This window comes from Nonomuraea sp. NPDC049684 (assembly GCF_044465345.1).
Taxonomy (GTDB): Bacteria; Actinomycetota; Actinomycetes; order Streptosporangiales; family Streptosporangiaceae; genus Nonomuraea.
Genome location: NZ_JBITLO010000007.1, coordinates 354,845 through 378,420 on the forward strand (window position 1 = coordinate 354,845; position 23,576 = coordinate 378,420).

At 74.9% G+C, this 23,576-nt stretch carries 21 protein-coding genes and 2 riboswitches; of the genes, 9 read left to right on the forward strand and 12 right to left on the reverse strand.

Annotation, left to right across the window (positions count from 1 at the left end; genetic code table 11):
- The first annotated feature begins 127 nt into the window (after nt 1-127).
- Together ACIBST_RS24245 and ACIBST_RS24250 are read left to right on the forward strand one after the other, a co-directional pair.
- Nucleotides 128-688 (forward strand): copper chaperone PCu(A)C, encoded by a 561-nt coding sequence (locus tag ACIBST_RS24245; RefSeq protein WP_397174749.1) that lies wholly within the window; start codon nt 128-130, stop codon nt 686-688.
- Complete coding sequence (locus ACIBST_RS24250; RefSeq protein ID WP_397174751.1) at nt 688-1,908, forward strand: Dyp-type peroxidase; 1,221 nt, start codon at nt 688-690, stop codon at nt 1,906-1,908. Before ACIBST_RS24245 ends, ACIBST_RS24250 begins: the two co-directional genes overlap by 1 nt.
- Nucleotides 1,909-1,952: 44 nt before the next feature.
- On the opposite strand, the gene cobF is transcribed toward ACIBST_RS24250, so the two are convergent.
- Nucleotides 1,953-2,711, reverse strand: coding sequence for a precorrin-6A synthase (deacetylating) (cobF, locus tag ACIBST_RS24255; protein WP_397174752.1), 759 nt, complete (start codon nt 2,709-2,711; stop codon nt 1,953-1,955).
- 150 nt (nt 2,712-2,861) lie between these two features.
- Here cobF and cbiE point away from each other — a divergent pair, with 150 nt between their 5' ends.
- The 3 genes from cbiE to ACIBST_RS24270 all read left to right on the forward strand — a co-directional run bounded on the left by cbiE (nt 2,862) and on the right by ACIBST_RS24270 (nt 5,629).
- Nucleotides 2,862-4,070, forward strand: a complete 1,209-nt coding sequence (cbiE, locus tag ACIBST_RS24260) for a precorrin-6y C5,15-methyltransferase (decarboxylating) subunit CbiE (protein ID WP_397174754.1) — start codon at nt 2,862-2,864, stop codon at nt 4,068-4,070.
- A 66-nt stretch (nt 4,071-4,136) separates the two neighbouring features.
- Nucleotides 4,137-4,892 (forward strand): precorrin-4 C(11)-methyltransferase, encoded by a 756-nt coding sequence (cobM, locus tag ACIBST_RS24265; RefSeq protein WP_397174755.1) that lies wholly within the window; start codon nt 4,137-4,139, stop codon nt 4,890-4,892.
- A complete protein-coding gene (locus ACIBST_RS24270) occupies nt 4,877-5,629 on the forward strand; it encodes a cobalt-precorrin-6A reductase (protein ID WP_397174756.1) in 753 nt (250 codons plus the stop codon). The genes cobM and ACIBST_RS24270 overlap by 16 nt, the downstream gene beginning before the upstream one ends.
- Here the strand turns inward: ACIBST_RS24270 and ACIBST_RS24275 are convergent.
- From ACIBST_RS24275 to cobG, 3 genes are read right to left on the reverse strand one after another with little or no spacing between them, the layout of a single operon-like run.
- On the reverse strand, nt 5,620-7,098 hold the full coding sequence (locus tag ACIBST_RS24275; protein ID WP_397174758.1) for a precorrin-2 C(20)-methyltransferase: 1,479 nt from the start codon (nt 7,096-7,098) through the stop codon (nt 5,620-5,622). The two genes, ACIBST_RS24270 and ACIBST_RS24275, sit on opposite strands and share 10 nt — an antisense overlap.
- Before the next feature lie 5 nt (nt 7,099-7,103).
- Nucleotides 7,104-7,724: a precorrin-8X methylmutase gene (locus ACIBST_RS24280; RefSeq protein ID WP_397174760.1), complete on the reverse strand. Its 621-nt coding sequence runs from the start codon at nt 7,722-7,724 to the stop codon at nt 7,104-7,106.
- Nucleotides 7,721-8,899, reverse strand: a complete 1,179-nt coding sequence (cobG, locus tag ACIBST_RS24285; protein ID WP_397174761.1) for a precorrin-3B synthase — start codon at nt 8,897-8,899, stop codon at nt 7,721-7,723. The genes ACIBST_RS24280 and cobG overlap by 4 nt, the downstream gene beginning before the upstream one ends.
- Before the next feature lie 39 nt (nt 8,900-8,938).
- A riboswitch (cobalamin riboswitch) is annotated at nt 8,939-9,115 on the forward strand.
- 34 nt (nt 9,116-9,149) lie between these two features.
- On the opposite strand from cobG, the gene cobN reads away from it, so the two are divergent.
- The gene (gene cobN, locus ACIBST_RS24290) at nt 9,150-12,779 is read left to right on the forward strand and encodes a cobaltochelatase subunit CobN (protein ID WP_397174763.1); all 3,630 of its coding nucleotides are present in this window, start codon (nt 9,150-9,152) and stop codon (nt 12,777-12,779) included.
- Here cobN and ACIBST_RS24295 read toward each other — a convergent pair.
- Genes ACIBST_RS24295 through ACIBST_RS24320 form a run of 6 tightly spaced genes read right to left on the reverse strand, consistent with a single transcriptional unit; the run spans nt 12,734 to nt 18,360 of the window.
- Nucleotides 12,734-14,071, reverse strand: a complete 1,338-nt coding sequence (locus tag ACIBST_RS24295; protein WP_397174875.1) for a cobyrinate a,c-diamide synthase — start codon at nt 14,069-14,071, stop codon at nt 12,734-12,736. The two genes, cobN and ACIBST_RS24295, sit on opposite strands and share 46 nt — an antisense overlap.
- 8 nt (nt 14,072-14,079) lie before the next feature.
- Nucleotides 14,080-14,682 carry a cob(I)yrinic acid a,c-diamide adenosyltransferase gene (gene cobO, locus ACIBST_RS24300; protein ID WP_397174765.1) on the reverse strand — a complete coding sequence of 201 codons (603 nt, stop codon included), beginning with the start codon at nt 14,680-14,682 and terminating at the stop codon, nt 14,080-14,082.
- A 2-nt stretch (nt 14,683-14,684) separates the two neighbouring features.
- Entirely contained in the window at nt 14,685-16,820 is a 2,136-nt protein-coding gene (locus tag ACIBST_RS24305) for a VWA domain-containing protein (RefSeq protein WP_397174766.1), read from the reverse strand.
- The gene (locus tag ACIBST_RS24310; RefSeq protein ID WP_397174767.1) at nt 16,817-17,368 is read right to left on the reverse strand and encodes a histidine phosphatase family protein; all 552 of its coding nucleotides are present in this window, start codon (nt 17,366-17,368) and stop codon (nt 16,817-16,819) included. The genes ACIBST_RS24305 and ACIBST_RS24310 overlap by 4 nt, the downstream gene beginning before the upstream one ends.
- 5 nt (nt 17,369-17,373) lie before the next feature.
- Nucleotides 17,374-18,159, reverse strand: a complete 786-nt coding sequence (locus ACIBST_RS24315) for a CbtA family protein (RefSeq protein WP_397174769.1) — start codon at nt 18,157-18,159, stop codon at nt 17,374-17,376.
- Nucleotides 18,160-18,168: 9 nt separating this feature from the next.
- Nucleotides 18,169-18,360, reverse strand: a complete 192-nt coding sequence (locus ACIBST_RS24320) for a CbtB domain-containing protein (RefSeq protein ID WP_352320001.1) — start codon at nt 18,358-18,360, stop codon at nt 18,169-18,171.
- A gap of 34 nt (nt 18,361-18,394) precedes the next feature.
- Nucleotides 18,395-18,524, reverse strand: a riboswitch (cobalamin riboswitch).
- A gap of 141 nt (nt 18,525-18,665) precedes the next feature.
- Here ACIBST_RS24320 and ACIBST_RS24325 point away from each other — a divergent pair.
- Nucleotides 18,666-19,154: an ester cyclase gene (locus ACIBST_RS24325; protein WP_397174770.1), complete on the forward strand. Its 489-nt coding sequence runs from the start codon at nt 18,666-18,668 to the stop codon at nt 19,152-19,154.
- A 248-nt stretch (nt 19,155-19,402) separates the two neighbouring features.
- Here ACIBST_RS24325 and ACIBST_RS24330 read toward each other — a convergent pair whose 3' ends face one another.
- Entirely contained in the window at nt 19,403-20,587 is a 1,185-nt protein-coding gene (locus ACIBST_RS24330; protein ID WP_397174877.1) for an MFS transporter, read from the reverse strand.
- Nucleotides 20,588-20,673: 86 nt separating this feature from the next.
- Here ACIBST_RS24330 and ACIBST_RS24335 point away from each other — a divergent pair, with 86 nt between their 5' ends.
- The gene (locus ACIBST_RS24335) at nt 20,674-21,063 is read left to right on the forward strand and encodes a MerR family transcriptional regulator (protein ID WP_397174771.1); all 390 of its coding nucleotides are present in this window, start codon (nt 20,674-20,676) and stop codon (nt 21,061-21,063) included.
- A 244-nt stretch (nt 21,064-21,307) separates the two neighbouring features.
- The gene (locus tag ACIBST_RS24340) at nt 21,308-22,105 is read left to right on the forward strand and encodes a class I SAM-dependent methyltransferase (RefSeq protein ID WP_397174773.1); all 798 of its coding nucleotides are present in this window, start codon (nt 21,308-21,310) and stop codon (nt 22,103-22,105) included.
- A gap of 117 nt (nt 22,106-22,222) precedes the next feature.
- On the opposite strand, the gene ACIBST_RS24345 is transcribed toward ACIBST_RS24340, so the two are convergent.
- On the reverse strand, nt 22,223-23,530 hold the full coding sequence (locus ACIBST_RS24345; protein ID WP_397174774.1) for an FAD-binding oxidoreductase: 1,308 nt from the start codon (nt 23,528-23,530) through the stop codon (nt 22,223-22,225).
- Between the last annotated feature and the right edge of the window lie 46 nt (nt 23,531-23,576).

A 23,576-nucleotide genomic window follows, 5' to 3' on the forward strand; every position in this document is an offset into this window, starting at 1 on the left:
ATGCCCGGCTCCGTCCGGGTCCGCGTGGCCGCCGACGTCGCGGCCGCGTCAAGCGTCCCTGCCTGATCCGCCTTCGGCGCGGTGGGAAAGCCCGCCGTGCGCCGAGGCCTGCCTGGAAAGGCCCACCATGCACTCTCTCCGTTCGCGTTCTCCGCTTCTTCCCGCCGCGGCGCTGGCCGTGGCCGCGCTCGTGTCCGGCTGCGGCGGCCAGGGCACGACCGCGACGACCGCGTCGGCGTCACCGGCTGCCGCCACCGCCACTGCCACTGCCGCCGCCACCCCTTCGCCCGCTCTGACCATCACCGACCCCTGGATCAAGACCGGCGGGAAGGGGATGACCGCCGCCTTCGGCACCCTGGTCAACAACAGCGACGCCGAGCTGACGGTCGTCTCCGCCACCTCGCCGCTGTCCCCGACGGTCGAGCTGCACGAAGTGGTGGACTCCGGGGGCAAGATGGTGATGCGCCCCAAGAAGGGCGGCTTCGTGGTGCCCGCTCGCGGTTCCCACCCGCTGACGCCCGGTGGCGACCACATCATGCTGATGGGGGTCACGGGCAAGGTGGAGCCAGGAGCCGAGGTGCCCTTCACCCTGACCCTCGCCGACGGTTCCACCGTCGAGTTCACCGCGATCGGCAAGGACTTCGCCGGCGGCAAGGAGAACTACCAGCCGGGCGAGGGCAAGCACTGATGGACGCGCACACCGGCGGCAGGTCCCGCCTGACCCGGCGGGGCCTGCTGGCCTCGACCGCGGCCGCCGCGGCCGCCGCGGCCGGCGCGCTCGCGACGCAGGCCGCCTCGACGGGCCCGGCCGCGGCACAGCCCACTCCGCCCGGCTCGGCGGTGGAGCCCTTCCACGGCCCGCACCAGGCCGGGATCGCCACCGTCCCGCAGGCCCACGCTGTCTTCGCCGGGCTGGACCTGCGCGACGGCGTCGGCCGCGAGGCGGTGGCCCGGATGATGCGGCTGCTCACCGACGACGCCCGCCGCCTGAGCGCGGGCGGTCCGGCCCTGGCCGACACCGAGCCGGAACTGGCGGTGCTGCCCGCCCGGTTGACCGTCACCTTCGGGTTCGGGCCCGGCCTGTTCGACGCGGTGGGCCTGGCGGAGGCGCGCCCGTCCTCGCTGAAGGCGTTGCCCCGCTTCTCCATCGACAGGCTGCAGAGCCGGTGGAACGGCGGCGACGTGCTGGTGCAGATCTGCGCCGACGACCCGCTGACCGTGGCTCACGCCCTCCGCATGATCATCAAGGACGCCCGCGCCTTCACCCGCGTCCGGTGGGTCCAGCGCGGGTTCCGGCGGGCCGCCGGGGTGCAGGCGTCGGGGCTGACCCAGCACAACATCATGGGGCAGCTCGACGGGACCGCCAACGCCGTCCCCGGAACCCCCGTCTTCGACCGGGTGGTGTGGGCGGGCGCGGACGCGCCCGCGTGGCTCCGCGGCGGCACCACGCTGGTGCTGCGGCGGATCCGGGTCGAGCTGGAGACCTGGGACGCCGCCGACCGGGTCGCCAAGGAGTTCACGGTCGGCCGCCGCCTGGACACCGGCGCCCCGCTGACCGGCGCCGCCGAGCACGACCCGCCCGACTTCGCCAAGCTGACGCCCGTGGGGTTCCCGGTCATCTCCGAGTACGCCCACATCAGGCGGGCGCACAGCGCCGACCCGGCCAAGGGGATCTTCCGCCGCCCCTACAACTACGACGAAGGGCTCACCGCGGCCGGACACTCCGACAGCGGCCTGCTCTTCGCCTCCTACCAGGCCGATGTCGGCGCGCAGTTCCTGCCGATGCAGCGCCGGCTGGCCGAGGCCGACCTGCTCAACGAGTGGACCACGCCGATCGGGTCGGCGGTGTTCGCCATCCCGCCGGGCTGCGGGCCCGGCGGCTGGATCGGGCAGAGCCTGCTGGCATGACGCGAGGGGGCCCGCCGGCCTGGCGGCGCGACCTCGCCGTCAGGTCAGCGGTCCCCCGGTGCCAGGCGGCGCAGCAGGTACGTGTCCATGATCCAGCCCTTGCGGTCACGGGCCTCGGCGCGCAGCCGCCGGATGCGTTCACCGACCTCGGACACCGGCCCCGACACCAGGATCTCGTCCGGCGTCCCGAGGTAGGCGCCCCAGTAGATGTGGAAGTCGTCGAGGCCGGCGAAGGAGGTGTGGGCGTCGAGCATGACCACCACGTCGTCGGCGGTGGGGCCCTGCTCGGCCAGGCGGCGGCCGGTGGTCAGGTGCGTGGGCCGGCCGACCTGGGTCAGGCCGATGCGGTGCCGGGCGGTGAGGGCGGCCACGCTGCTGATGCCGGGGACGACCTCGACGTCGAAGGCGACGTTCCCGCGTCCCTGGATCTCGTCGAGGACGGCCAGCGTGCTGTCGTAGACGGCCGGGTCGCCCCACACCAGGAAGGCGCCGGTCTCGCCGGCGCCCAGCTCGTCGCGGATGAGCGCCTCGCAGGCGAGCGAGCGGCGCGAGCGCCAGTCCTCGACGGCGGCGGTGTAGGCGGGGGAGGTGCGGTCGCGTTCCGGGTCGCGGGCCTCGGCGATCCGGTACGGCTCGCGCCCGTGCTCGGCGATCAGGTCGAGGCGGAGCTGGATCAACTCGTGCTTGATCTCGCCCTTGTCGACGATGAAGAACACGTCCGTGGCGGCGATGGCCTTGACCGCCTGGAGGGTGAGATGGTCCGGATCGCCGGCGCCGATCCCGATGACGAGAAGCCGTTTCACCCGCCAAAGTCTGCCAGATAGGCAGATATACGATATCCCTCGCACTTTGCCATAGAGGAGGATCGTGAACCTGGCCGAGCAGGGCGACGCCCGCGCCGCTTCCCGTCGGGAGCGGCTTGCCGAGGAGAGCCGGCTGACCCGGCGCGACGCGTGATCACGGTCGTCGGGATCGGCGCGGACGGCTGGGACGGGCTGACCCCGGGCTCGCGCCGCGCCGTGGAGGCCGCCGACGTGCTCATGGGCGGCGCGCGGCAGCTCGACCTCGTGCCCGCGACGGCCGCCGAACGCGTGAGGTGGCCCTCGCCGCTGCTGCCCGCCCTGCCCGCGCTCGTGGACCGGTACGCCGGCCGCGAGGTGTGCGTGCTGGCCAGCGGCGATCCGATGTTCTACGGCATCGGCTCGACGCTGGTCCGGCTGCTGGGCGCGGAGCGCGTCCTGGTGCTGCCGCACGTGTCGTCGTTGGCGCTGGCCTGCGCCCGGCTGGGCTGGCCGGCCGAGCGGGTGGACGTCGTCAGCCTGGTGGGCCGTCCGCCCGCGGCGCTGGCCGCCGCGCTCCAGCCGGGCCGCCGCGTCGTCGTGCTTGGCGCGGGGCCGGACTCTCCGCCGCTGGTCGCCGGGCTGCTCGTCCGACACGGGTACGGCCCGAGCCCGATGACGGTGCTGTCGGAGCTGGGCGGCCCGGGGGAGTCCGAGCGGCGGGGCACGGCGGAGAGCTGGGGGGAGGGCCAGGCATCCGCGCTCCACGTGATCGCCGTCGAATGCGTCCTGGCCCGGGACGCCGAGCCCCTGGCCAGGGTGCCGGGGCTGCCCGACGGCGCGTACGAGCACGACGGGCAGCTCACCAAGCGGGAGGTCCGCGCCGTCAGCCTGTCCCGGCTGGCCCCGATGCCCGGCGAGCTGCTGTGGGACGTGGGCGCGGGGGCGGGCAGCATCGCCGTCGAGTGGATGCGCAGCCACCCGTCGTGCGCGGCCGTGGCGATCGAGAGCAGGGCCGACCGGGCCGCCGCCGTCCGGCGCAACGCCGAGCGGCTCGGCGTGCCGTCGATGCGCGTGGTCGAGGGCAAGGCTCCCGGGGCGCTGGACGGGCTGCCCGAGCCGGACGCGGTGTTCGTCGGCGGCGGCGCGACCGCCCCCGGCCTGCTGGAACGCTGCTGGACGGCGCTGCGCCCCGGCGGCCGGCTGGTGGTGAACGCCGTGACCCTGGAGTCCGAGGCCGTCCTCGCCCACTGGTACGGCAGGCTCGGCGGCGACCTGGTGCGCCTGAGCGTCCAGCGGGCCTCGCCGGTCGGCGGGTTCACCGGCTGGCGGGCGGCGATGCCGGTGACCGTGTGGTCGATCACGAGGACGGACGAACCGTGACCGTGTGGTCGATCACCAGGAAGGACGAACCGTGACCGTGTGGTCGATGACGCAGGAGGGCCGGCCGTGACCGTGTACTTCGTCGGGGCCGGGCCCGGCGCCGCCGACCTGATCACGCTGCGCGGCCTGCGGCGGCTGGAGGCGTCGCCCGTCTGCCTCTATGCCGGGTCGCTGGTGCCGCGCGAGCTGCTCGACGCCTGCCCGCCGGGCGCCAGGCTGGTGGACACGGCGGACCTCACGCTCGACGAGATCGTCGCCGAGCTGGCCGCCGCCCACCGCGACGGGCTCGACGTGACGCGGCTGCACTCGGGCGACCCGTCGGTGTTCAGCGCCGTGGCCGAGCAGATGCGCCGGCTGGACGCCCTGGGCGTGCCGTACGAGGTGGTGCCGGGGGTTCCGGCATTCGCGGCGGCGGCCGCCGCGCTGGGCCGGGAGCTGACCGTGCCCGGCGTCGGCCAGACGGTCATCCTGACGCGCACCTCCGCCCGCGCCACCCCCATGCCGGACGGCGAGGACCTCGGGACGCTCGGCGCGAGCCGGGCCACGATGGTGCTGCACCTGGCCGTGCAGCGGATCGACGCGGTGGTGGCCGAGCTGCTGCCCTCCTACGGCCCGGACTGCCCGGTGGCCGTGGTCGCGCGGGCGAGCCGGGCCGACGAGGTGATCCTGCGCGGGACGCTGGCCGACATCGCCGGACAGGTCCGCGACGCCGGGATCCGGCGGACGGCCGTGATCGTCGTGGGCCGGGTGTTGTCGGCGACGCAGTTCCCCGACAGCCACCTCTACAGCGCCGCCAGGGAGCGGGCATGCGACGGGTCCTGATCCTCGGCGGCACCGCCGAGGCGCGGGCCCTGGCCGCCGAGCTGGCCGCCGATCCCGGGCTGCACGTGGTGTCCTCGCTGGCGGGACGGGTGAACAACCCGCGGCTGCCGGTGGGCGAGGTGCGGGAAGGCGGGTTCGGCGGGCCGTCGGGCCTGGCCGCGTGGCTGCTGAAGGAGCGCATCGACGTGCTGGTCGACGCCACGCATCCGTTCGCGGAGCGGATGACCGCCTCGGGGGTCGCGGCCTCGTCGGCGACCGGGGTGCCGCTGCTGGTGCTGCGGCGTCCGGGGTGGCGGGAGGGGCCGGGCGACGCCTGGCTGCGGGTCGGCTCACTCCAGGCGGCGGCCGGGCTGCTGACCACGGCCCGGTTCGCGGCCGGCCGTGAGACCCGGGTCTTCCTGACGACCGGACGCCGGAGCCTGCCGGTGTTCGCGCCGCTGCCCGGCGTGTGGCTGCTGGCCAGGTCGGTGGACCCGCCGGAGGGGCCCGTGCCGGCGAACACGCACGTCCTGCTCGACCGGGGGCCGTACACCGTCGAGGGCGAGCGCGCGCTGATCCGGGAGCACCGCCTGGACGTGCTGGTGACCAAGGACAGCGGCGGCGGCATGACCACGGCCAAGCTCGGCGCGGCGCGTGAGCTCGGCCTGCCGGTGATCATGGTGGACCGGCCGCCGCTGCCGGCGGGCGTCCGGGCGACGGACAGCGTGGCGGCGGCGGCAGCCTGGGTTCAGGGATAGCGGCGCGGGGTGTAGACGACGCCGCCCTCGGTGGCCCGGGTCGTGGACGAGCCGATGATCAGCAGGCAGCGCATGTCCACCTGGCCGGGGTCCAGCTCGCCGAGCGTGGTGACCGTGACGCTCTCCCGCGGGCCGCCGACGTCGCGGCCGATCACCACGGGGGTGTCCGGCGCGCGGTGCTCCAGCAGCAGGTCCCGGGCGGCGGCGACCTGCCACGTACGGCTGCGCGAGGCCGGGTTGTAGATCGCCAGCACCAGGTCCGCCCGCGCGGCGGCGGACAGCCGGTCGGCCACCACCTCCCACGGCTTGAGCAGGTCGGACAGCGACAGCACGCAGTAGTCGTGACCGAGCGGCGCGCCCGCCCTGGCGGCGACCGCCTGGGCGGCGGTCAGTCCCGGCACGACCCGTACCGGCACGTCCGGGAAGTCGGCGGCGGCTTCGAGCACGGCGCTGGCCATGGCGAACACGCCCGGGTCGCCGGACGACACGACCGCCACGCGGGCCCCGTCCCGGGCCAGCTCAAGGGCGTGCCTGGCGCGTTCGGCCTCCACCCGGTTGTCGGTGCGGTGGCGGCGCTGGCGCGGGTTCGGCGCCACCCGGTCCACGTACGGGCCGTAGCCGACGAGGTCGGTGGCCGCGGCCAGCGCCTCCTGCGCCTCCGGCGTCAGCCACGGCCGCCCGGCCGGGCCCAGGCCGACGACGGCCACCTCGCCCCGCACCTCGTCCGCCGGGCGCTCGGGGACGAAGGTGCGCTCGGCCGGGCTGGCGAGCAGGGCCAGCGAGAAGTACGGGACGCCGTCCGGGTCCACGTCCTTGAGCGGGGCGACCCTCTCGGCGCCCATGGTGGCCCGCTCGACGTACCAGGCGTCGTCGAGGCGGCCCGCCTCGGCCAGCGCGTCGCGCACCTTCCCGAACGTACGGCCCAGCTTGAGGACGGCGGCCGAGTCGGTGTCGCGCAGCCGCTCGGCCAGCACGTGCGCGGGCAGCGTGCCGGGCAGCACGGTCAGCACCTCGTCCCGCTCGACCAGCGGCCGTCCCAGCACGGCGGCGGCGGCGCTGACCGAGGTCACGCCGGGCACCACCTCGGTCGGGTAGCGGTGGGCGAGCCGCTTGTGCATGTGCATGTAGGAGCCGTAGAACAGCGGGTCGCCCTCGGCCAGCACGACCACGGTGCGGCCCGCGTCCAGGTGGGCGGCCAGGCGTTCGGCGCAGTCGGCGTAGAAGTCGTCGAGCGCTCCCTGGTAGCCGCCGGGGTGGTCGGTGGTCTCCGTGGTCAGCGGGTAGAGCAGCAGCTCCTCGATCTGGCCTTCGCGCATGTACGGCAGCGCGATCGACCGGGCGATGCTCCGGCCGTGCCGGGCGGCGTGGTAGGCGATCACGTCGGCCTCGCCGATCAGCCGGGCCGTCCTGACCGTGACCAGCTCGGGGTCGCCGGGGCCGAGGCCGACTCCGTACAGGCGTCCTGACATGGTCGTCACTCCGTCTCGTTCGCGATGGCGTTGATCGCGGCGGCCGTCATCGCACTGCCGCCGCGACGGCCGTGCACCACCAGGTACTCCAGGTCGCTGCCGGCCAGCGCCTGCTTGGACTCGGCCGCGCCGATGAAGCCGACCGGGATGCCGAGCACCGCCGCTGGGCGTCCCGCGCCTGCGGCCACCAGCTCCAGCAGCCGGAACAGGGCGGTCGGCGCGTTGCCGATCGCCACCACCGCGCCCGCCAGGCGGTCGCGCCACAGCTCCAGGGCCGCGGCGCTGCGGGTGGTGCCGAGGCGTTCGGCCAGCTCGGGCACGCGCGGATCGCCCAGCGTGCACAGCACCTCGTTGCCCGCGGGCAGCCTGCGCCGGGTCACGCCGGAGGCGACCATCATGGCGTCGCACAACACCGGCGCGCCGCCGCGCAGCGCCTCCCTGGCCCGCGCGACCACCTGCGGCGACCAGGCCAGGTCGGTGACGAGGTCGGTCATGCCGCACGCGTGGATCATGCGCACCGCCACCTGGGCGACCTCGGGCGGCAGGCCCGTGAGGTCGGTCTCGGCGCGGATGGTCGCGAACGAGCGCCGGTAGATCTCGGCGCCGTCGCGGATGTAGTCGCTCACTCCTGGCGTTCCTCGTATCCGTTGATGGTTGCGATCAGCTGGCGGACCGGGCCGCGTGGCAGGCCGCAGCGCCGCTCGCAACCGGCCCAGTGGACGGGCGTGGCGGGCGCGCGGCCGAGGCCCCGCACCCATCGCAGGGCGTCCGCCCGCACGTCGGCGAGCGCCTTCGCGCAGCCGGGACGGCCGGTGCAGGCGGTGACCCCGGCCCAGGGGGAGTCCGGGTCGGTGGCGAGCCCGGCGGCGGCCAGCGCCCGCTCGGCCCGGTCCGCCTCGCCGGGGGAGAGGTCCGGCAGGACGACGGTCCGCCAGGGCGTCAGGCGCACCGGCCGCCCGAGGCCGGCGAGGGCTGCGGCCTGGGCGGACGTCAGACGGCCGAGCGGCACGAGCGCCTCGATCGCCACCCGGCCGTCCCGCTGGGCGATCCTGCCCGCGGACGGGCGCCGCGCGGAGGCGGCCGGGGTGTCCGGGGCCTCCCGGGTTTCCGGGGCGTCCGGCCGGCCGGGTCGGGCGTGGCGCAGGCGGGCGGCGATTCCGGCGGGGCCGTCCGGCAGGTCGCGGATGCGCCAGGCGCGCGGGCCGCCGGGGGACAGCTCGTCCAGGAACGCCTCGGCGGCGTCGATCATGAGCGGGACGGCCGCGTCGGGGGCGACGGTCAGCCCGGTGTCGGCGCCGGCCAGCAGCAGCCGTCCGGTCGCCAGGTAGGTGACGTCCGCGCCGAGCCCGGCGACGTCCCGGGTGCCGTCGTCCAGGGCGAACAGGAAGCGTCCCGGCAGCGCGGCCAGCCGGGGCCGCGCGCACAGGGCCCGGTCCAGGGCGTCCGCCATCGCCAGCACGTCCAGCAGCCCGTCAGGACCGCGCCCGCTCAGCGGCGAGGCGAGGATGTTGCGCACCCGCTCGTGCGCGGGCGACGGCAGCAGCCCGGCCGCCGCGATCCGCCCGGCGAAGACCTCGGGCGCGCGCAGCCCCCGCACCTGGACGTTCGCCCGCGACGTCAGCTCGATCACGCCCGTTCCCAGCTCGGCCGCGCACCCGGCGAGCACGCGGAGCTGCGCGGCCGACACCGCGCCGCCGGGCAGGCGCACACGGGCGAGCGGGCCGTCCGCGGCCTCGTGCACCTGGAGCGCCCCCGGACAGGCATCGGGACGCGTACGTCCGGAAGATTCACCTACGGGCACGAAGGGATCGTAACGCCACTTCTGGGACGGGTCGCTCCTGTCGTAAGCTTCGGCGTAGGCGATGGCAATGGGAGGAAGCCGGTGCGAAACCGGCGCGGTCCCGCCACTGTGACCGGGGAGCGAACCCCACCACGAGGCCACTGTCCGGCGACGGGCGGGAAGGCCGGGTGAGCGTCGATCCGGGAGCCAGGAGACTCCTGCCGTCGTGTCACCCGCGACCGGGGCGAGGACCCCGAGGGAGGAATGCGCCGTGCCTGGCGACAGCCGTACCGTTCTGCTGCTCTCCACCTCCGACACCGACCTGCTGAGCGCCCGCGCCTGCGGGGCGGGCTACCGCCTGGGCAATCCCGCCCGGCTGACCGCCGAGGACGTCCCCGGCCTGACAGAGGGGACCGACCTGGTCGTGGTGCGCCTGCTGGGCGGGCGGCGGGCCTGGCCGGACGGGCTCGACGCGCTGCTGGCCGGGCCGCGCCCGGTGGTGGTGCTGGGCGGGGAGCAGGCCCCCGACGCCGAGCTGATGGAGCTGTCCACGGTCAGCGGCGGGGTGTGCGCCGAGGCGCACGCCTACCTGGCCCATGGCGGCCCGGCCAACCTGGCCGAGCTGCACGCGTTCCTGTCCGACACCGTCCTGCTGACCGGGCACGGGTTCGAGCCGCCCGCCGCAGCGCCCGCCTGGGGACGGCTGGACCGTCCCGCCAGGAACACCGCCGGTCCCGTGGTGGGGGTGCTCTACTACCGGGCCCACCACGTGGCGGGCAACACCGCGTTCGTCGAGGCGTTGTGCGACGCCGTCGAGGACGCGGGCGGGCAGGCGCTGCCGGTCTTCTGCTCGTCGCTGCGCGCGGCCGAGCCGGAGCTGCTGGACACGCTGCGCGCGGCGGACGCCCTGGTCGTCACGGTGCTGGCGGCGGGCGGCTCCCGTCCGGCCACCGCGGGGGCGGGCGGCGACGACGAGGCCTGGGACGTCGGCGCCCTGGCCGAGCTCGACGTGCCGATCCTGCAGGGACTCTGCCTGACCACCACCCGGCAGGCCTGGGAGGAGAACGACGACGGCCTGTCGCCGCTGGACGCCGCCTCCCAGGTGGCGATCCCGGAGTTCGACGGCCGGATCATCACGGTGCCGTTCTCGTTCAAGGAGATCGACCCCGACGGGCTGACCGTCTACGTCGCCGACCCCGAGCGGGCCGCCCGGGTGGCGGGCATCGCGGTGCGCCACGGCCTGCTGCGGCACACCCCGCCCGCCGGACGGCGGCTGGTGGTGATGTTGTCGGCGTACCCGACCAAGCACTCCCGCGTCGGCAACGCGGTCGGGCTGGACACCCCGGCGAGCACCGTACGGCTGCTGGCCCGGCTCGCCGAGGCCGGTTACGACCTGGGCGACGGCTTCCCCGGCGTGGCCGACCAGGACGGCGACGCGCTCGTCCACGCGCTGATCGCCGCCGGCGGCCAGGACCAGGACTGGCTGACCGAGGAGCACCTGGCGGGCAACCCGGTCCGCATCTCCGCCGCCTCCTACGAGCGGTGGTACCGGACGCTGCCCGCGCGACTGCGGGAGGACATGGAACGCCACTGGGGGCCGCCGCCGGGCGAGCTGTTCGTGCACGAGGGCGACGACGGGCCCGACATCGTGCTGGCCGCGCTGCGGGCCGGGAACCTGGTGGTCATGGTGCAGCCGCCGCGCGGCTTCGGGGAGAACCCGATCGCCATCTACCACGACCCCGACCTGCCGCCCAGCCACCACTACCTGGCCGCCTACCGCTGGCTGTCGGCCGAGTTCGGCGCGCACGCGATGGTGCACGTCGGCAAGCACGGCAACCTGGAGTGGCTGCCCGGCAAGTCGGCGGGGATGTCGGCCGCCTGCGGCACCGACGCCGCCATCGGCGACCTGCCGCTGGTCTACCCCTTCCTCGTCAACGACCCGGGGGAGGGCACACAGGCCAAGCGGCGCGCGCACGCCGTGCTGGTGGACCATCTGGTGCCGCCGATGGCCCGCGCCGACACCTACGGCGACATCGCCCGGCTGGAGCAGCTCCTGGACGAGCACGCCACGATCGCCGCCATGGACCCCGCCAAGCTGCCCGCGATCAGGGCGCAGATCTGGACGCTGATCCAGGCCGCCCGGCTCGACCACGACCTCGGGCTGGCCGACCGGCCGCACGACAGCGAGTTCGACGACCTCATCCTGCACGTGGACGGCTGGCTGTGCGAGGTGAAGGACGCGCAGATCCGCGACGGCCTGCACGTCCTCGGCCAGGCGCCCACCGGCCAGGTGCGGGTGGACCTGGTGCTGGCCATGTTGCGGGCCCGGCAGATGTGGGCCGGCCGGGAGACGCTGCCCGGCCTGCGTGAGGCGCTCGGCCTGGCCGAGGACGGCACGGCGGGGCTGGGCGAGGTGGACCGCGCGGAGACGACCGCCCGCGCCCTGGTCGAGGCCATGGAGGAGCACGCCTGGGCCCCGGAGGCAGCCCCCGCCGTCGCCCGCGCGGTGCTGGACGGGACGCCCGCCGTCACCCGCGCGGACGAGGAACGGGTGGAGCTCGTGGCGCGGGTGCTGGCCTTCGCCGCCACCGAGATGGTGCCGCGCCTGGCCCGCACCACCGACGAGCTGGACCACGTCCTGCACGCCCTGGACGGCGGCTACGTGCCCGCCGGCCCCAGCGGCTCCCCGCTGCGCGGCCTGGTCAACGTGCTGCCGACCGGCCGCAACTTCTACTCCGTCGACCCCCGGGCGGTGCCCAGCCGCCTGGCCTGGGAGACCGGCCAGGCGATGGCGGAGTCGCTGCTGGAGCGCTATCGCGCCGACACCGGCGAGTGGCCGCGCTCGGTCGGGCTGTCGGTGTGGGGGACCAGCGCCATGCGCACGGCGGGCGACGACGTCGCCGAGGTGCTGGCCCTGCTCGGCGTCCGCCCCGAATGGGACGAGGCGTCGCGGCGCGTCGTCCGCCTGGAGCCGATCCCGCCCGCCGAGCTGGGCCGCCCGCGCATCGACGTGACGGTCCGCATCAGCGGCTTCTTCCGCGACGCCTTCCCGCACGTGGTCGGCATGCTCGACGACGCCGTACGGCTGGTCGCCTCGCTGGACGAGCCGGCCGAGGAGAACTACGTCCGCGCCCACGTGGCCGCGACGGGCGGCGACGAGCGGCTGGCCACGATGCGCGTCTTCGGCTCCGCGCCCGGCGCGTACGGGGCCGGGCTGCTGCCGCTCATCGACAGCCGCAACTGGCGCGACGACGCCGACCTGGCCGAGGTGTACGCCGTGTGGGGCGGCTACGCCTACGGCCGCGACCTCGACGGCGTCGCCGCCCGCCCCCAGATGGAGGACGCCTACCGCCGCATCGCCGTCGCCGCCAAGAACGTCGACACCCGCGAGCACGACATCGCCGACTCCGACGACTACTTCCAGTACCACGGCGGCATGATCGCCACCGTGCGGGCGCTCACCGGCAGGGCCCCGGCCGCCTACGTCGGCGACAGCACCCGTCCCGACGCCGTGCGCACCCGGACCCTGTCGGAGGAGACCTCACGGATCTTCCGCGCCAGGGTGGTCAACCCGCGCTGGCTGGCCGCCATGCGCCGCCACGGCTACAAGGGCGCCTTCGAGCTGGCCGCCACCGTCGACTACCTGTTCGGCTACGACGCCACCACCGGCGTGGTGGCCGACTGGATGTACGACAGGCTCACGCAGACGTACGTGCTCGACCCCGAGAACCAGGCGTTCATGGCCCGCTCGAACCCCTGGGCGCTGCACGGCATCGCCGAACGCCTGCTGGAGGCCGCCGAGCGCGGCATGTGGCAGCACCCGGACCCGGAGGTGTTGCGCGGGCTCCAGGAGGTCTACCTCAAGACCGAGGGCGACCTGGAGGACGACACCAGCCGCTGAGCCAGGCGCGGCGCGCCCGCCCAGTGCAGATGCAGGTAGGACGCGGTCACGCCGGGATCGCCGTACCCGTCGTGGCCGCCGTCCCAGCGGAACAGCGGCTCGCCCGCGTAGGTGACGGCCGTCCGGTGGAACTCGTGCCCGCGCAGCCGCTCGCCCGTCCTGGTGAGCGGCGAGCGGCGCAGCGCGACGGCGTCCCGGTAGCCGAGCGTCAGCCGGGACGTCATCCGCGCCCGCCCTGGGACGCGCCCGCACATGCGCTGGCCGTCCAGCTCGTCGCACAGGTACAGCAGCCCCGCGCACTCGGCGGCGATCGGGCCTGGGAAGGCGGCGACCTGTTGCCGCAGGGGCTCGTTGGCGGCCAGCTCGGCGGCGTACACCTCAGGGAAGCCGCCGCCGATCACGATCGCGCCGGTCCCGTCCGGCAGCCGCGTGTCGCGCAGCGGGTCGAAGACCGCCACCTCCGCCCCCGCCGCGCGCAGCAGCTCGACCTGCTCGGCGTACCCGAAGGTGAACGCCGCCCCACCGGCCACGGCCACCACCGGCCGGCCGCCCGACGCGCCGGGGGTCGGCGGCGTCATCGGGGGCGGCGGCGGTGTCCAGGTGGGGCCGCCCAGCGGGGGAGCGGAGCGCGCCAGCCGCAGCAGCGCGTCCAGGTCGCACGAACGCGCCACCAAGGCGGCCAGCCGGTCCACGGCGGCGACCGCCTCGGCCCGGCGCTCGGCGGCCGGCACCAGCCCCAGGTGCCGGGAGGGCGTGGCCACGGCGTCGTCGCGGCGGATCGCCCCCAGCACCGGCACGCCCGCCGCCGCCAGCGCCGACCGGCACAGCTCCTCGTGCCGGTCGGAGCCCACCCGGTTGAGCACCACCCCGCCCACCCGCACGTCCGGGTCGAAGGTGGCGAACCCGTGCACCACCGCCGCCACCGACCTGCTCTGCCGGGCCGCGTCCACGACCAGCACCACCGGCGCGTCCAGCAGCGTCGCGACGTGCGCGGTCGAGGCGAAGCCGGTGTCACCCCTGCCGTCGAACAGGCCCATCACGCCCTCGACCACCGCCACGTCGCACCCGGCCGCGCCGTGCAGGAACAGCGGGGCGACGAGCTCCTCCCCGACGAGCCACGGATCCAGGTTGCGTCCGGGACGCCCGGCGGCCAGCGCGTGATAGCCCGGGTCGATGTAGTCGGGCCCCACCTTGTGCGGCGAGACCCGCAGCCCGCGCGCCCGCAACGCCGCCATGAGCCCGGTGGCCACCGTCGTCTTGCCGCTGCCCGACGACGGCGCGGCGATCACCAGCCGGGGAACTACCACTCGATGCCCTTCTGTCCTTTCTGGCCGGCATCCATGGGGTGGCGGACCTTGCCCATCTCCGTCACCAGGTCGGCGACCTCGATCAGCCGTTCGGGCGCGTCCCTGCCGGTGATCACGACGTGCTGGCTGCCCGGCCGGTCCGTCAGTGCCTTCAGGACGTCGTCCAGGTCCAGCCACCCCCACTTCAGCGGGTAGGTGAACTCGTCCAGCACGTAGAACCGGTACGTCTGCGCCGCCAGGTCGCGCTTGATCTGCTCCCAGCCCTCACGGGCGTCGGCCGCGTGGTCCTCCTCGGCGCCGGGCCGCTGGATCCACGACCAGCCCTCGCCCATCTTGTGCCAGGCCACCGGGCCGCCCTCGCCCGTCTCGCCGAGCACCTTGAGCGCCCGTTCCTCGCCGATGCGCCACTTGGCCGACTTCACGAACTGGAACACCCCGACCGGCCAGCCCTGGTTCCAGGCCCGCAACGCCATCCCGAAGGCGGCCGTGGACTTGCCCTTGCCCGGCCCGGTGTGCACCATCAGCAGCGGACGCGTCCGCCGCTGGCGCGTGGTCAGGCCGTCGTCGGGCACGACAGCCGGCTTTCCCTGAGGCATGGTCAGACCGCCTTCCTGTGGTCACGGACGACCGAGCCGAGCTCGGCCAGAGAGTCGAGAGGCACGAGCCGCGCGCCCAGCCGGGACGCCAGCCGGACGGCCAGGCCGAGCCTGACCGGCCCGCTCTCGCAGTCCACGACCACCGCCGCGGTGCCGGCCAGCAGCGCGGCGGCCCTGTCCACATCACCGCCGGTCGTGCCCATGCCACCGGCGGGCCTGCCCATGTCGCGGCCGGCCGTGGCCCGTCCGTCGGTGACCAGCACCAGCAGCGGACGCCTGGCTGGGTCGCGCAGCCGTTCCACCCGCAGCACCTCCGCCGCGCGCACCAGCCCCGCCGCCAGCGGCGTGCGCCCTCCGGTGGGCAGGGAGCGCAGCCGGGCCGCGCCCGCCTCCACCGACGACGTGGGCGGCAGCGCCACCTCCGCGCCGGCGCCCCGGAAAGTGATCAGTCCTATCTTGTCCCGCCGCTGGTAGGCGTCCAGGAGCAGGCTGAGCACGGCCGTCTTGACCGCGGTCATCCGCTTGCGCGCCGCCATCGAGCCGCTCGCGTCCACCACGAAGAGCACGAGGTTGCCCTCCCTGCCCTCGCGCACCACCTCGCGCAGGTCGTCGCCGCGCAGCGTCAGGCCGGGGCCCTGGTGGCCGCGTTCCCGCTGGTGGGGCGCCGCTGCCAGCAGCGTCGCCGGCACGTGGAGGTCGCGGACGGGACCGTGCGGGCGGCGCGCGCCGGCGCTGCGGCCGCGCCGGGTCCGGGACCGCGACCGCCGGCCCACCGCTCCCTCGCCGACCCCCGGCACCTCCAGCAGCGGCACCCGGTACGGCGCTGCCACGCCCGCCACCTGCGAGGCCGCCTGCGGCGCGGCCGCCTCCGGACCGGATCCCCCGGCCGCCTCCGCCCCTGCCGCCTCCGGACCGGATTCCCCAGGCGCCTCCGCCCCTGGCAGTGCCGCCTCACCGGATTCTCCGGCCGCCGATCGCGCGTCAGCGGGCGCGGTCGTGTCATCCGGGGGTGACTCGGCGCCGGTCGGCTGGTTGCGTGCTTCCGGTCCGGCGCCGTCGCCCGGTGGCGGCGTCCCGGCGGGTCCGCCGTCGCCGCCGGGACCGGAGTCGTCCGGGTCGTCGTCGGCCGACGTGCGTTCCAGCAGCTCGTCGAGGAGCGCCTCGTCCAGCCCCGGAGCGTCGAACGGATCCCGCCGCCTGCGGTGCGGCAGGGACAGCCGGGCCGCGGCCCGCACGTCCTCGGTCGTCACCGTGTCGCGGCCCTGCCAGGCGGCGTGGGCGATGGCCGCGTTCGCCGTCACCAGGTCGGCGCGCAGGCCGTCCACCTCGAAGGCGGCGCAGACCGTCGCGATCTGCCGCAGCCGGGCGTCCGGCAGCCGCACGCCCGGAACCCGGGACCGCGCGGCGGCGATGCGGGCCGACAACGCCGATTCCTCCCCGGCCCATCGATGCGCGAACGCCGCCGCGTCCGCCTCGAAGGCCAGCCGCCGCCGCACCACCTCCGCGCGCTCCCCCGGGTCGCGGGACGCCCTGACCTCGACCGTCAGCCCGAACCTGTCCAGGAGCTGCGGACGCAGCTCGCCCTCCTCCGGGTTCATGGTGCCCACCAGCAGGAAGCGGGCGGCATGGCGCACCGACACCGACTCGCGCTCGACGTAGCACGTGCCCAGCGCGGCCGCGTCGAGCAGCAGGTCCACGAGGTGGTCGTGCAGGAGGTTCACCTCGTCCACGTACAGGACGCCGCGGTGGGCGGCCGCCAGCAGCCCCGGCTCGAACGCCTTCACCCCCTCCGTCAGCGCCCGCTCGACGTCGAGCGAGCCGGCCAGCCGGTCCTCCGACGCGCCGACCGGCAGCTCCACCAGCGCGGCCGGCCGTTCCACCCGCTCGGCGCCGGGCTCGTGCGGCCCGTCCGGACACCCGGGGTCGGGGACGACGGGGTCGCAGGCGAACCGGCAGCCCGGCACCACGGCCACCGTGGGCAACTGGGCCGCCAGCGCCCGCACGATCGTGGACTTCGCCGTTCCCTTCTCCCCGCGTACGAGCACCCCGCCCACCCGGGGCGACACCGCGTTCAGCACCAGCGCCAGCTTCAGGTCGCCGAGCCCGACGACGGCGCTGAACGGATAGGTGACGATCAAGACTCAGCCTTCCGGTTGACGTGGACCACCCGCCAGCCGTCCCGCGCGACGGTCAGCTCGGTGGTGGACAGAGGAGCCAGGTCGAAACGGGCCGCGCGCAGCGGATCCAGCCCCAGGACGTGGCCGAGCGCCGCCCGGATGACGCCCGCGTCGCAGACCACGACGGCCCGCGGCTCGTCCCGTGCCGCATCGAGCCAGCCCGCCACCCTGGCGGCGAGCGCGCTCAGTGACTCGCCGCCGTGCGGGGCGGCGTGCGGGTCGGCCAGCCAGCTCGCCAGCGCGTCCGGCTCCTCCAGCGCGACCCGCCCGTACGGCAGGCCCCGCCACCGGCCGCAGTCCGCCTCCGCCAGGGCGGGCACCACGCGTGCCGCCAGCCCCATGGCGGCGGCCGTCTGCCGGGCGGCCCTGCCGGGAGCGGCCCATGCCGCCGGCGCCTCGACGGGCCCCGACGCGGCGGCCCTGGTCAGGCTCGCCGCGTCGGCGTCCTCGTCGGCGGGGAAGCACCCGGCCCGCATCCCCGGTGTCGTGGCATGCCGGACGAACAGCACCTTGCTCAGCTCGGCGCCGCGACCAGCGGACGAGCCGCCGCGCGCCGCTCCGCCCGGTCGCTCGCCCAGCCGAACAGCCCGCCGAACACCGCCCAGAAGACGAGCTGCGTGCCGAGCGAGACGACCCGGAACTCCCACAGCAGCGTGGCGGGGAACCCGTCGGGCACCTCGTCGACCGCCGGCAGCAACCACCACGCGGCGACGACGGGCACGAGGAAGGCGACCGCCGCCGCCGTCCAGCGAGCCCACGGGCCGCCGTCGACGAGGCGGGCCGTCGCCACCGCGATCGCCGTCGCCGCCAGCCCGACGAGGATCATCACCACGTAGAGCAGCGTGCGGCTGTTGATGGTGTCCGGGTCGCCCACCGCAGGCGGGTTGGCCGGATATTTCACGAAAGGCACGAGGATGATCGCGGCGAACGCCGTACCGGCCGCGGCCACCGCCAGCAGCCCGTCCGAACGCGGGCCGACCCGGCCGCGCAGCCCGGCGAACACCAGGGCGAACACCCCGCCCACGGCCAGCCCGTAGAGCCCGGTGGCCAGGAACAGCCCCGCCTTCTGCACGGGCCTGCCGACCACGGCGTCCTCGCCGTGACTGTGCTCGGCCGCTTCGCCGTGACTGTGCCCGGCCGTCCCGGCTTCTTGGCCGGGCGCCTCGGACTGGGCGGCGGCCTCCTCCAGGGCGATCGCGTGGTCCACGCGAGATTCACCGAAGGCGAAGGCGAAGGCGCCCGCGATCAGTCCGGCCAGGAGTCCGATGAGCAGACCTCTGGCCAGGAAGGTGCGTACCATGCCCGGCGCTCAGTGGCAGGGCACGCCGAGCAGGTGGCGCCCGTCGTGCATCAGCTCGTGCAGGAAGGTGCCGGTCTGGGAGATGGCGCCGTTGTCCATCAGAACCAGGTAGGCGACCAGCAGCAGCACGGGCACGGCCAGCAGCAGCCAAGGGCGCAGGCGCGGAAAGGGAATCGTCGACGGGGTGGACAGCCCGGTCATGTCAAGCCTCCTCAGGGGTCACGCGTCCCATATCACGAGGTCACGGCTGCCAAGCGACCTGGCTCCCGGGATCTACGTCCCGGATACAGTGGCGCGTCCGCACCGGCATCTCACCGGATTTCCCTTGGACAACCGTGAAATCTACCGGAACGTATCCTTTCCTCACGTTCACGTCAATATGCGAACGATGGCCCGCCGTCACCGGTCGGGCACGCGCCGCCCCAGGCGCTCACGCGACCGCGCGCCTTGACGAAGCGCCCGGAATTCTACCCGGCCGAGTGCAGGGATTTAGCGTGCGTTGGTAGGTGAACCGCATATCGGCAGCCGTGCCGGGCATCGAGCGAGTGGGAGGAACCGGTGCCATGAATGTTGCCCGCGAAATGCGCGACCGCTATACGGACGCGTTCAACGCACACGATATGAAGGCGCTGCTTCACACCGTCAGCCCGTCCGGAGTGTCCATCAGCCCCGAGGGCGTGTCCCAGGGGCACAGCGAGCTGGCCTCCTACCTGGAGGAGTTCTGGAGGGCGTTTCCCGACGTCCGGGCGGTGATCACGGAGTCCTCGGAAGGCGAGGCCACGACCGTCGACGAGCTTCTCATGGTGGGAACCCACCGAGGGCCGTACGCCATGCCCGACGGTCAGGTGCTCACCGCGACGGGTCGCCCCATTCGTTTGCGGTGCTGTTATGTCTGCACGGTTGAAGACGGACTCATTACGAGTCTGCGGCTTTATTTCGATCAACTGGAGCTGCTCACTCAGCTCTCCAGCTCGGTGATTCTGTCCCGTCCTTAGCGCATTGTTCGAGCGCTGGTCCTGCATCTGGCAGATGTACCTGCAGCAGGGCTCTGGTTGATCTTCGCGGCCTGCCCCAGCCTGGCCGCATGACGACAGAGACTCACGACCCGACGACCCGGGACACGACCCCGCGACTGGGGCCGCGCGGCCGCCTCGCCAGCGGCGCCAGCTCCTCCCCGCGCAGCCCCGCGACGCGCCGATGCCTGACCCCCGGCCTCCCGGTGCCTGCACCTGCGAGGTGGGAGTCAGGCGGCCAGCGGGGTTTGGTGTTCGGTGTTCTTCGGCAGCCTGCGTGTCCGGGGCAGGACGAGGTAGGTGAGGGCCAGTCCGATCAGGCTCAGTAGCGCGCCGGCCAGGCCGGTCCACCGCAGGGCGCCGGCGGCGACGATCGTGCCGCCGATGACCGAGCCGGCTGCGGCCCCGAGGTTGAAGGCGCCGACGTTGGCGGAGACCGCCAGGTTCGGGGCGGCGCCCGCGTGGTGCAGGATCAGCCCCTGCAGCGGGGCGATGGTCGCGGTGGCGAGCAGGCCGAGCACCAGGACCGCGATCACGGCGGTCGGCTGCCACACCACGGCGAACGGGACCAGCAGGAGCGTCCCCGCCAGCCCGCCGAAGACCCCCCGTACGGTGGCGCTCATCGACCTGTCGGTCAGCCTGCCGGCAGTGAGGTTGCCGATGAAGCTGCCCGCGCCGTAGGCGAGCAGCAGACCGGAGACCGCCGCGGCGGAGAAGCCGGAGACGCGGATCAGCAGCGGCGCGATGTAGGTGAACACCGTGGCGACCCCGGAGAAGCCCACCGCGGTGGTGGCGATGGCGAGCATGACGGGCCGGCGCGTCACCACGCGGATCTCGTCACGCAGCCGCGTGGACGGCGCCTCCTGCCGGGGCAGGACGGCGGCCAGCAGCATGGTGCCCACCAGGGACAGAACGGTCAGCACGGCGAACGGGGCCCGCCAACCGGCGCTCTCTCCGAGCAGCGCGCCCAGGGGCACCCCGAGGAGCGTGGCCACCGTGATGCCCGAGGCCACGGTGGCGATGGCCGAGCCCGTCCGCTCGGCCGGGACCACCCGGGTCGCCGTCACCAGCGCCAGCGCCAGGAAGGCGGCGTGGCTGAGCGAGGACACCACGCGGCCCGCCAGGAGCAGGCCGAACGACGGCGCCGCCGCGCTGATCGCGCTGCCCGCCGCGAACAGCAGCATCAGCCCTAGGGCGAGCCCCTTGCGCGGCAGCCGCGAGGTCAGCAGGGCCATGAGCGGCCCTCCGGCCACCACACCGAGCGCGTACGCGGTCACGGCCTGTCCGGCGGTGCCCACGGAGACATCGAGATCAGCTCCGACCTGCGGCAGCAACCCGGCGATCAGGTACTCCGAGGTGCCCACGACGAAGACGCTTGCGCACAATGCCGCGAGCGTCGCGAAACCCTTGTTCATCTTCACGCCGTAGACGCTAAAGTCTCACATCGATATGAGAGTCAAGTCTGGCGGGGCGGTGACCGGCCCGCCGTCAGGAGGTCGTCGTGCGCATCGGTGAGCTGTCCCGGCGGACCGGCGTGGCCGTGCACCTGCTGCGCTACTACGGAGAGCAGGGTCTGCTCAACCCGCAGCGGCGCCCCAGCGGCTACCGGGAGTACGTCGAGGAGGACGTGGCCGTCGTCCGCCGCATCCGCAGCCTGCTGGCCGCCGGCCTGAACACCTCGACGATCATGACGGTTCTGCCGTGCCTGCGGGACGCCGGCGACCGTCTCGTCCCCACCTGTCCGGACCTGCTCGCCGACCTCCACCAGGAGCGCGACCGCATCGCCCAGGCCATCAGCGACCTTCAGACCTCCATGGACGCGCTCGACGACGTCATCGCCGCGGCCCCGGCCGACGTCACCCGCCGGGCCCTGGCCTCGCTCGGCGTCTGAACGACGTCAGCCCCCGGGGACGGCCGGCCCCTCCGTGGGCGGGCGGCTCTCGCCGGTTGCGGCAGGACGACGATCCCGGGCAGATCCGGCGCGGTCCTCACCAGTCCCGGAAGGTCGTCCGATCTCATCCCATGTCGTGCTGACACGGCACGTGGAAGATCGTGAAGATGTAGGCATGAGTTCATCGCAGCCCTTCGCCGACCACGGGCCAGAGCCGGATGGATCTGCCCCGGATCACCGCTACTTGCTGGACAACGCCCGGGTAGAGGCGGGCGAGCGGTTCACCTGGCTGGCCGAGCTGTTCGACGGCGTCACCCGGGGCCACTTCGACCGGCTCGGCGTGAAGCCGGGCTGGCGGTGCTGGGAAGTCGGCGCGGGCGGCCCGAGCATCCCCGAGGCGCTCGCCACGGCCGTCGGGCCGACCGGCTACGTGCTGGCCACGGACATCAACCCCACCTGGCTGGACCCGCACGCCGGGTACGAGGTGCTCCGGCACGACGTCGTCAAGGACCCGCCGCCGCAGCCGGGCACGTTCGACCTGGTGCACGCCCGGCTGGTGCTCGTCCACGTGCCCGACCGGGACCGGGCGCTGGCGACGATGGTGGCGGCGCTGCGTCCCGGCGGCCGGTTGCTCATCGAGGACGCCGACACCGAGCTGCAGCCGCTGGCCTGCCTCGACGAGGCCGGCCCGGCACAGCGGCGAGCCAACCGGCTGCGGCGCGCCGTCCGGGAGTTGATGACCCGTCGCGGCGCCGACCTGCGCTACGGCCGTACGCTGCCGAGGGCGTTGCGCGCGGCCGGCCTGGCCGACGTCGCGGCGGCCGGGTGCTTCCCGGTCGGCGGGGTGGCCTGCGACCGGCTGGAGGCCGCGACGGTGCGCATGGTACGCGCCGAGCTGCTCGCCGCCGGGCTGGCCGACGACGCCGAGATCGACGCGCACCTGGCCGCCGTCGAGGCCGGCGAGCTCGACCTCACCCTCGCGCCGCTGATCTCGGCATGGGGACGCCGCCCCGAGCGGCCCGAGAAGTCCGGGCCGCGGTGAGGCCGTGCCCGAGGAGTCCGGGCTGCGGTGAGATCGTGCCCGAGGAGTCCGGGCCGCGGTGAGGCCGTGCCCGCGGCCCGGCGGCGCGCTCTGCTCGCCGCGGCTCCCCGGTGGTCGTCAGGCCAGGACGGGGAAGTTGCTGCGGAAGGTGCCGCGGGGGTCGCGGGAGCGCTTGACGTCCCGGAGGCGGGCCAGGTCGTCGGGGGCGAAGGCGGCGGCGGCGCGCTCGCCCGGCGCGAGGAAGGTGAACGGTTTGCGCCCCGACGTGCACGGCACCAGCGCCCCCGTCAGCCGGTCCATGCGCTCGCGGACGGCGGCGCCCCCGTCCTGCCCGGGGATGCCGAACAGGTACAGCGCGTACGGCTCGGCCAGGTGTCCGGCCGGGATGCCGGACGGCCGGGCCAGCGCGCCGCCCAGGTGCCGGACCTGGACGCTGAGGAGCGGGTCGATGGGCTGCTCCAGCAGCACGGCGGCCACCTCGTCGGTCAGCCCGGTCAGGAGCTCGGCGCGGGACCTGCCGGGGCCGGGGTCGGTGGGCTCGGCGGTGATGGCGCCCAGCCCGGCGACCGGCAGCACGGCGCGGGAGTCGGACAGCCGCCCCGCGATCTTCTCCAGCGGCCGCATCAGCGCCTCGGCGTCGCCGCCCGCGCCGAGGTGGGTGGCGTCCACGGCCACCAGCGGGGCGGCGCCGGGGAACTGCAGGAGGTCGTACCAGAGGGTCAGCTCGTCGGGTGCGGTGGCGGTGATCTCGCGGTAGGCCTCCAGGACGGCGGGGGCCATCGCGGCGGGCCACAACATGCGGCCGCCGTAGAGGTCAGGGGCCGGATGCAGGTCGAATTCGAGCGCGGTGACGATGGCGAAGTCGCCGCCGCCGCCGCGCAGGGCCCAGAACAGGTCGGGGTCGTCGTCGGCGGTGATCCGGGCGCGCGTGCCGGTGGCGTCCACGATGTCGAAGGCGCGCACGCCGCCCGCCGCCCAGCCGTGCCGGCGGCCGAACCAGCTCAGGCCGCCGCCCAGGGTGTAGCCGGTGACGGTCACCGCCGGGCTGCTGCCCGCGAGCCCGGTCAGCCCGTGCGGGCTCGCGGCCTCCTGGACGCGGCCCCACTTCACGCCGGCCCCCGCGCGGGCGACGCGTTCGGCGGGGTCCACGTGCAGGTGGTCGAGGCGGTTGGTGCGCAGCAGGATCGTCTCGGCGGTGTCGCCGGTGGCTCCGTGGCCGCTCGGCTGGGTGGTGATGGTCAGTCCTGCCAGGTGGGCGTGCCGGACGAGCGCGGCCACGTCCTCGGCGTCGGCGGCCTCGACCACGGCCCGCACGGGCTGGTCGATCGCCAGGTTCCAGGGCCGCCGGGCCTGCTCGAACCCTTCGTCGCCGGCTGCGAGCACCGTGCCCCGGACCACGCCGCGCAGTTCGTCCCCGATGTTCATGTTCACGCCTCTCTCGTCGATGGCTCCACTTTGTCGGGTGGGGGCT

Coding starts and splice junctions, on each gene's coding strand:
- ACIBST_RS24245 (WP_397174749.1), top strand. CDS start 128: ATGCACTCTCTCCGTTCGCGTTCTCCGCTTCTTCCCGCCGCGGCGCTG.
- ACIBST_RS24250 (WP_397174751.1), top strand. CDS start 688: ATGGACGCGCACACCGGCGGCAGGTCCCGCCTGACCCGGCGGGGCCTG.
- ACIBST_RS24270 (WP_397174756.1), top strand. CDS start 4,877: ATGCGACGGGTCCTGATCCTCGGCGGCACCGCCGAGGCGCGGGCCCTG.
- ACIBST_RS24275 (WP_397174758.1), bottom strand. CDS start 7,098: ATGTCAGGACGCCTGTACGGAGTCGGCCTCGGCCCCGGCGACCCCGAG.
- cobO (WP_397174765.1), bottom strand. CDS start 14,682: ATGCCTCAGGGAAAGCCGGCTGTCGTGCCCGACGACGGCCTGACCACG.
- ACIBST_RS24315 (WP_397174769.1), bottom strand. CDS start 18,159: ATGGTACGCACCTTCCTGGCCAGAGGTCTGCTCATCGGACTCCTGGCC.
- ACIBST_RS24320 (WP_352320001.1), bottom strand. CDS start 18,360: ATGACCGGGCTGTCCACCCCGTCGACGATTCCCTTTCCGCGCCTGCGC.
- ACIBST_RS24330 (WP_397174877.1), bottom strand. CDS start 20,587: ATGAACAAGGGTTTCGCGACGCTCGCGGCATTGTGCGCAAGCGTCTTC.
- ACIBST_RS24345 (WP_397174774.1), bottom strand. CDS start 23,530: ATGAACATCGGGGACGAACTGCGCGGCGTGGTCCGGGGCACGGTGCTC.